A 6,854-nucleotide genomic window follows, 5' to 3' on the forward strand; every position below is an offset into this window, starting at 1 on the left:
ATACCCGCCATACTCTGTTTTAATATGCATTCGGAAGGACACTTTTCACCCGAATCATCCCGTGAATCTGCCACAGGAGAAAAACATGCAAGATAAACAGACCCTTGTCATTGGCGCCAATGGCCAAATAGGTAAGCTATTAATTCAAATGATGGCCGAGCAGAAAATGCCGGTGAAAGTCATGCTGCGTAACCCAGAACAGGCTGGTGAATTTGAAAAATTGGGGGCTGATGTTGTAATAGCGGATCTCGAAGCTGATCTGCCAGACCACGCTTTTGCTGATTGCGATAAAGTCGTATTTACGGCTGGTTCCGGAGGTAAAACCGGTGCCGATAAAACTATTCTGGTGGATTTATGGGGTGCGTGTAAAGCGGTTGATAAGGCAAAACAACATGCCATTAAACAATTTGTTATGGTCAGCTCACGGGATGCCGGTGACCCGGAACACGGCACCAAGGCCATTAAGCATTATAACATCTGCAAATATTTCGCCGATAAACATCTTATTGAAAGTCACCTGCCCTACACCATTCTCCGCCCCGGCAGATTAACTGATGGACCGTTAACGGGGAAAATTACCACTGTGCGCCCGTCAGATCAGGAGCAACAAGTTATTTCCAGAGCCGATGTCGCTGCCTGCATTTTACAATGTCTGGATCATTCAGAAACCGTTAATCAGATTGAAGAGTTGTATCAAGGTGACATGCCAATTCAAGAAGCTTTTATAAAATCGGTTAAAGGTCGCTTGGGTTAAATCAGACCAACCATTAAATGTCGAAATGAAGCTGTTGCTCGATCAAATCTATCAAACAGAATCAAGACGGATTCTGAGTACATTAATCCGCTTACTGGGCGATTTTGATTTGGCTGAAGAAGCCATGCATGACGCCTTTGCGATTGCCTTGCAGAAATGGGAAATAGATGGCGTTCCAGATAATCCCAGGGCCTGGCTGATATCCACTGCACGTTTTAAAGCGATCGATCAATTGCGTCGGCAGGCACGTTTTGACTATTCCATTGATACCGTCATTAATGAGCTGGTTGCTGAAGAGAATGAGTCGAATGAACAGCAGATTGAAGATGATCAATTACGTCTGATATTCACCTGTTGCCATCCAGCATTGGCTGAAGAAGCCCGACTTGCCCTGACCTTACGTGAAGTCTGTGGCATGACAACCGAGGAAGTTGCACGGGCTTTTCTTCAAAAACCGACGACACTTGCTCAACGAATTGTTCGCGCCAAAAACAAAATTCGTGAAGCCGGTATTCCATATGAAGTCCCTGAAACTGATCAATTAGCTGAACGGCTACACTCCGTATTACAGGTAATCTATCTGATTTTTAATGAAGGCTATTCAGCCAGCAATGGTGAGTTGCTGGTCAAACATGATTTGGCCAGTGAGGCGATTCGTCTTGGCAGATTATTAGCCCAATTATTACCTGAACCGGAAGTAGACGGTTTATTGGCATTAATGCTGTTACAGGATTCGAGGCGCTCTGCCCGGTTGGATGCAAATGGCGATCTGATTACCCTGGATGAACAAGACCGCAGGCTGTGGGATCAACAGCAAATTGGGGAGGGCTGTAAACTGGTCATTCAGACATTACGAACGCAACGCTTTGGACCTTTTACCCTGCAAGCCGCTATTGCTGCAGTGCATGCCGAGGCACCCTCTTTCGAGCAGACTGATTGGCTACAGATTGTGGGTTTGTATGATGCACTTATGCAATATGCCGATTCCCCAGTCGTCAGGTTGAATCGAGCTGTAGCAATCGCCATGCTGCAGGGCCCGGAAGCTGGGTTAGACACCATTGAGCAATTACTGGCCGAAGGTGAACTCAACAACTATCATTTAATCTATGCGGCTAAAGCTGATTTATGTCGACGCCTGCAGCAATTTGCTGCTGCCCGAATGGCCTATCAACAAGCGCTTGCTTTAACTCAGCAAGGCCCGGAGCAACGTTTTTTGCAGCGACGTCTTGCTGAATTATCAGTAAAAACTTCTTAGACCGAAAAGAATCCTGTGTTATTTATCTAGCAGTAATTTAACCAGCTCAGCTGCCGGAATCGGCCTGCTGAATAAAAAGCCCTGAAAGAATTTACATTGATGGTCCTGCAGGAATGTTAATTGTGACTCCGTCTCCACCCCTTCAGCAATTACCTGCATATGTAAACCATCCGCCAAAGCGAGTATGGCTCTTACAATCGCCTGGCTATTGATACCGGTTTCCAGCTCACGAATAAAATGCTGATCAATTTTCAGTACATCCAATGGCAAATCCTGCAAATAGGACAATGAGGAAAAACCGGTTCCAAAATCATCCATTGCCAGTCGCAGGCCCAATGCTTTCAATTGATGCATTCTTTCGATGCAGGCTTCACGATTACCTATCGCAACGTTTTCAGTCAGCTCCAGTTCGATAAAATCAGGGTTAACTCGTGTGCGCTTAAGGATTTCGGCCACATTGGGGACAATGTCAGGACGATCGAACTCAACGCCGGAAATATTCACTGAAATAGGTACCGGCTCAATTCCAAGGTTAGTAAATGATTTAATCAATTCACAGGTTTGTTCAAGTACCCATCGTCCAATTTCAACAATCAACATGGATTGCTCAGCAATAGGAATAAATTTGGCAGGCGAAATCATGCCTAATTCAGAATGCTTCCAACGGATTAATGCTTCAGCACCAATGATATTTTTATCACTATCAAATTTTGGTTGGTAATAAACGACAATTTCGCCTTTACTTATTGCTTCCCGCAAGTCATGTTCAAGCTTGATATTTTCCAGCGCTTTCTCGGTCATATCCGCAGAATAGAAGCGAAAATTTGCCCGGCCATCATTTTTCGCATAATACATTGCTGAATCAGCATACTTGAGAAGATCTTCAGGAGTAACAGCATCAGCAGGATACATCGCAATGCCCATACTCGCAGTGGATTTCACTGACTGACCTGCCACGATTGACGTTGTATCCACTGCTTTTAATACTTTATTGGCGATCATGTTGATAAGGTCAGGATTGTCTATATCGGTTATTAATACAACAAACTCATCCCCACTCATGCGAACCACTAAATCAGTGGTGCGGATACTGTTAGATAAATGCTTGGCGACTTTTACCAGTAGTTCATCACCGGCCGAATGTCCAAGAGAATCATTTACATTTTTAAACCGATCCAGATCCAGGAAAAACACCGCTAATTGTTTCGAATCACGATCTGCCCGAGCTATTTCCTGTTGCAATCGCTCATTTAATACCAAACGATTAGGTAAGCCGGTTAATCCATCAAAATGCGCTTGTTGAAAAAGTTTCTCTTCCCAGGCAGCATTTGATAAGGCCACCGCAATACGATCCCCAAAACTTCTGGCAATCGATTTTAGTTCATTGCCGATGACTTTAGGTTGCTGATAAGCAAAACTGATGGAGGCTGCAACCTGGCCATTCACCACCACCGGTATCACCAGATAAAACCAGTTCCCGGCCAGATTTAAAATCTTCAGGTAAACCGGTAAAAGCCTATTTTCGTTAATTTCCAGCACACTCCCCTGACTTTGCTGCAATTCAGCTAAATCTTCGTCGGTAATGGCAATCGACTGTTCCTCCAGATCATAATGCTGATCTTCATGACGAGTGTGGACCGCTACGAGCAATCGGTTTTCGGCATCAAATTTGGCAATCGATATCAGGTCGCTGAACAATATTCCGGGCAAACGATTTAAAGCCGTTTCCACTATTTCATCTGCATTAAGTACAGAAAGGATCTGTCTGTCGATTTCTGCCATGGTGGACTGAATTTCAAACTGGCTTCGCAGTCGTCGAGTCATTTCATTAAATGAATCCGCCAAAGCTTCAAATTCGTCTTTGCTGTCTACTTCAACCTGATAATCAAACTGACCATCTGCAATACGTTCAGTTGCTTTTTTTAAAGCGGAGAGTGGGGAGAGGTATTTGGCGATCAATTTGGTGCTGAGAAACGCGACTATTAATACTGTCAGCAAAATAACCGGTGGATACACTTTGGTGAAATAGTCAATTGCACTAAGTGCTATAGACTTTGGTTGGGCGTGCACAATAATCAGATCTGGAGAGGCGAACATATTGCCTATTGGTGCCTGCCAGAAGCCACCCAGGTAGACATTGTCTCCAATATTTTGATTAAAACTACCGCTGTATTTGTCGAGAAGCTCGGTTAATAATTGGTTTGGTACTAACTGGTTTGGTAATGAGCTGAACCAGGATTCACCTACTTCTGTCATCACTAAAAGCTGATTGATGCCCATATTATCGACTTCCCATAAGGCTTCGGGGTGTAATTCAGCCATTAAAATCCCGGCATCGGGTGTCTTTTCATTGAAATTTAACGCGATCCAAATTTGTTTAATTCCAAGCTCATCACTATCAACCGCTTTAATAAGGGTTAATCCAGAGCGAACGGCTTCGATTTCTTCCTTAGTGAGATAAGGCACCATCCGGGTATCACCCAATAAAGAGGCTCTTTGGCCAGTGCCTGTAATGATTGCTAAATCGTTAAACTGTTTTTGTATTTTCTGATCACGAAATAAATTTTGATCGCGTAAACCTCTATTGGAGCGTTCAATCCGATTTGCCAATAATCGTAAGGCACTTTCAGCCAATACCAGTCGATCAATTAATCGCAAGCCATAATCTTTACTGCTTTTTTGCAGTACATCATAGGATTGTTGATATAGCTGCTGACTGACTTGATGAAAAGACAATACGCCCAGAACTAAGACCGGTATTAATGATGCAACTACAAAAGACAACAGAATCCTTCGAGCAACTTTATTACGCTGATGGGGCATTTTTTTTATCATCAATGATTTCTTAAGCCTAAAAATCAGCCGCCAAACCTATAAACCGTCCGTCGCGCGCTAATATAATGTCATCCAGACTGGGTTTTTGAGATACCTGTTTTTGGGTTTGACCATCTTTTCCCATACTGTAGATATCATATTGCGTATTAATTGGATTGATATTGCGATCTTTTCTGGAGGGCCCTCTTGATTGTGGCCAATCATCAGCAATATTTAAATAAATGTAATTGTTACCCCATGGATCAACTCCATTGTCAGGTAAACTGCCAGCAATATCATCCAGTTTGTCGGGATAACGCTGATTTTGCAGATAGTAACGTTCAATAACGGATTGGATGGTGACAATTTGCGAAACAGCCAATGCATTATTCGTTTTATCAATATAGTTTTGGTAACTGGGTATCGCGATAGTCACGATGACCCCAAGTACAGCAATCACCAACATCAGTTCGATTAGCGTCATTGCCTTTTGTGAAGTTATATTCAACCTCTTTAGCCTCACAGGAAATCCTTCTTTAGATTGTCTTAGTAATTATCGAATTATCTTCCCTGATAGACTCCGTTAAATGCTAGCACCTACGCTGCTTATATTATGGTATTGGTTCACAAATCCGTGTTCTGTAATCCTTCTGGCAGAGCCAGTTTAACCGGGTAAAAAAACCTGCTATAACCTGAATTAATACTTTTTGCCGAGACATTACAATTAGCTAAGTTATCGGCTTGAAAAAAGAAATCTGTATTTTTTCTGACTGTCGATTTTACGTTTTCTTATTCGACTAGTTGATAAGACCACTATTCTGAGTCTTATAACAAGGAGAAATATATGAACGTAAAAAATGAAGTTGAACAACAACTGGAAAACTGGAAAAAAGCGGTTATCAGCCAGGATCTCGAACAAATCATGGCTTTTTATGCGGAAGACGTGCGAGCGTTTGATGCGATTGCCGAATTACAGTTTACCAATCGCAGAAAATACAAAGATCATTGGCAGCACTGTTTGGAATTGTGCACGATGACTAAATTTGAAATTGGCCAGCTTGATATCAATCAGGATGGTGAGCTGGCGGTATGTGCTTTTCTGAATCAATGTGGTGGCATGGATGAAAAAACTGGTGAAGAACAGGTTGGCTGGATTCGCGGTACTCAGGTTTATCAAAAACGTAACGGCCAATGGTTGATTATTCACGAACATTTTTCATTACCTTTTGATATGGCATCCGGCGCCGCTCTGTTTCATCTCACACCAGAATCAGCCTGGTAAGGAGCACACCATGAAATTTATGATTTTACGTAAAGCCGATGCCGATACTGAAAAAGGAGTGATGCCCAGTGAACAATTATTATCGGCCATGGGCGACTACAACATGCAAATGGCTAAGGTTGGAATATTAAGAGCCGGGGAAGGCTTGAAACCGACCCGTGACGGAGCACGCATTAAATTTCAGCAGGGTAAGCCATTAATTACTGACGGCCCGTTTACTGAAACCAAAGAATTACTCGCCGGTTACACTATTATTGAGGTCAACTCCATACAGGAAGCTCTGGATTGGGCCACACGCTGGCCAGTGGAAGATGCTGATGGCAACGTTGAACTGGAAGTCAGACAACTCTATGAAATGAGTGATTTTGCTGATGGGCCGGGTTTGCAAAAACATATCGAGCTTGATCAAAAAATCCGTAAACAACCACTTTCTACTAGTTCTTATCTGTTGTTTGATGGCAACTGCCGTGAAGCTTTTGCGTTTTATGCAGAGGTGTTAGGTGGCGATATTGTCATGATGATGACCGGAGGCGAATCACCGATGGCAGATGACATGCCTGCCGAGTTCGCTGACAAGGTTATGCATGTCTCTCTCCAAGTCGGCAATTGGATGTTAATGGGATCAGATTGCCCACCCGGCATGTTTGAAAAACCACAAGGTTTTCATGTACAGATTGCTTTTGAAGACGAGCCGCAAGCTGAAATCACCTTTAATCAACTGGCCGAAGGCGGCATGGTACATATGCCCT

Annotated in this window: 6 protein-coding genes; 4 read left to right on the forward strand and 2 right to left on the reverse strand. The window is 43.2% G+C overall.

The features are described from left to right. Nucleotides 1-85 precede the first annotated feature (85 nt). Nucleotides 86-754, forward strand: coding sequence for an SDR family oxidoreductase (locus B3182_RS12360; protein ID WP_292358085.1), 669 nt, complete (start codon nt 86-88; stop codon nt 752-754). Nucleotides 755-779: 25 nt separating this feature from the next. Further along, the gene (locus B3182_RS12365) at nt 780-2,009 is read left to right on the forward strand and encodes an RNA polymerase sigma factor (protein ID WP_292358083.1); all 1,230 of its coding nucleotides are present in this window, start codon (nt 780-782) and stop codon (nt 2,007-2,009) included. Between the two features lie 18 nt (nt 2,010-2,027). Here B3182_RS12365 and B3182_RS12370 read toward each other — a convergent pair whose 3' ends face one another. Both B3182_RS12370 and B3182_RS12375 read right to left on the reverse strand, forming a co-directional pair. After that, a complete protein-coding gene (locus tag B3182_RS12370) occupies nt 2,028-4,844 on the reverse strand; it encodes an EAL domain-containing protein (protein WP_292358081.1) in 2,817 nt (938 codons plus the stop codon). A gap of 16 nt (nt 4,845-4,860) precedes the next feature. Next, the gene (locus B3182_RS12375) at nt 4,861-5,331 is read right to left on the reverse strand and encodes a type IV pilin protein (RefSeq protein WP_292358080.1); all 471 of its coding nucleotides are present in this window, start codon (nt 5,329-5,331) and stop codon (nt 4,861-4,863) included. A gap of 336 nt (nt 5,332-5,667) precedes the next feature. Between B3182_RS12375 and B3182_RS12380 the strand changes: the two genes are divergently transcribed. Together B3182_RS12380 and B3182_RS12385 are read left to right on the forward strand one after the other, a co-directional pair. Continuing rightward, entirely contained in the window at nt 5,668-6,105 is a 438-nt protein-coding gene (locus B3182_RS12380; RefSeq protein WP_292358077.1) for a YybH family protein, read from the forward strand. Nucleotides 6,106-6,115: 10 nt separating this feature from the next. Beyond that, the coding region (locus B3182_RS12385; protein WP_292752958.1) for a YciI family protein at nt 6,116-6,854 on the forward strand (739 nt) is incomplete at its 3' end.

The organism is Methylophaga sp. UBA4204, assembly GCF_002379485.1.
In the GTDB taxonomy this organism is placed as follows: domain Bacteria; phylum Pseudomonadota; class Gammaproteobacteria; order Nitrosococcales; family Methylophagaceae; genus Methylophaga.

Excerpts from the sequence above, each read along its gene's own strand:
- B3182_RS12360 (WP_292358085.1), top strand. The coding sequence starts at position 86 with ATGCAAGATAAACAGACCCTTGTCATTGGCGCCAATGGCCAAATAGGT.
- B3182_RS12370 (WP_292358081.1), bottom strand. The coding sequence starts at position 4,844 with ATGATAAAAAAAATGCCCCATCAGCGTAATAAAGTTGCTCGAAGGATT.
- B3182_RS12365 (WP_292358083.1), top strand. The coding sequence starts at position 780 with ATGAAGCTGTTGCTCGATCAAATCTATCAAACAGAATCAAGACGGATT.
- B3182_RS12380 (WP_292358077.1), top strand. The coding sequence starts at position 5,668 with ATGAACGTAAAAAATGAAGTTGAACAACAACTGGAAAACTGGAAAAAA.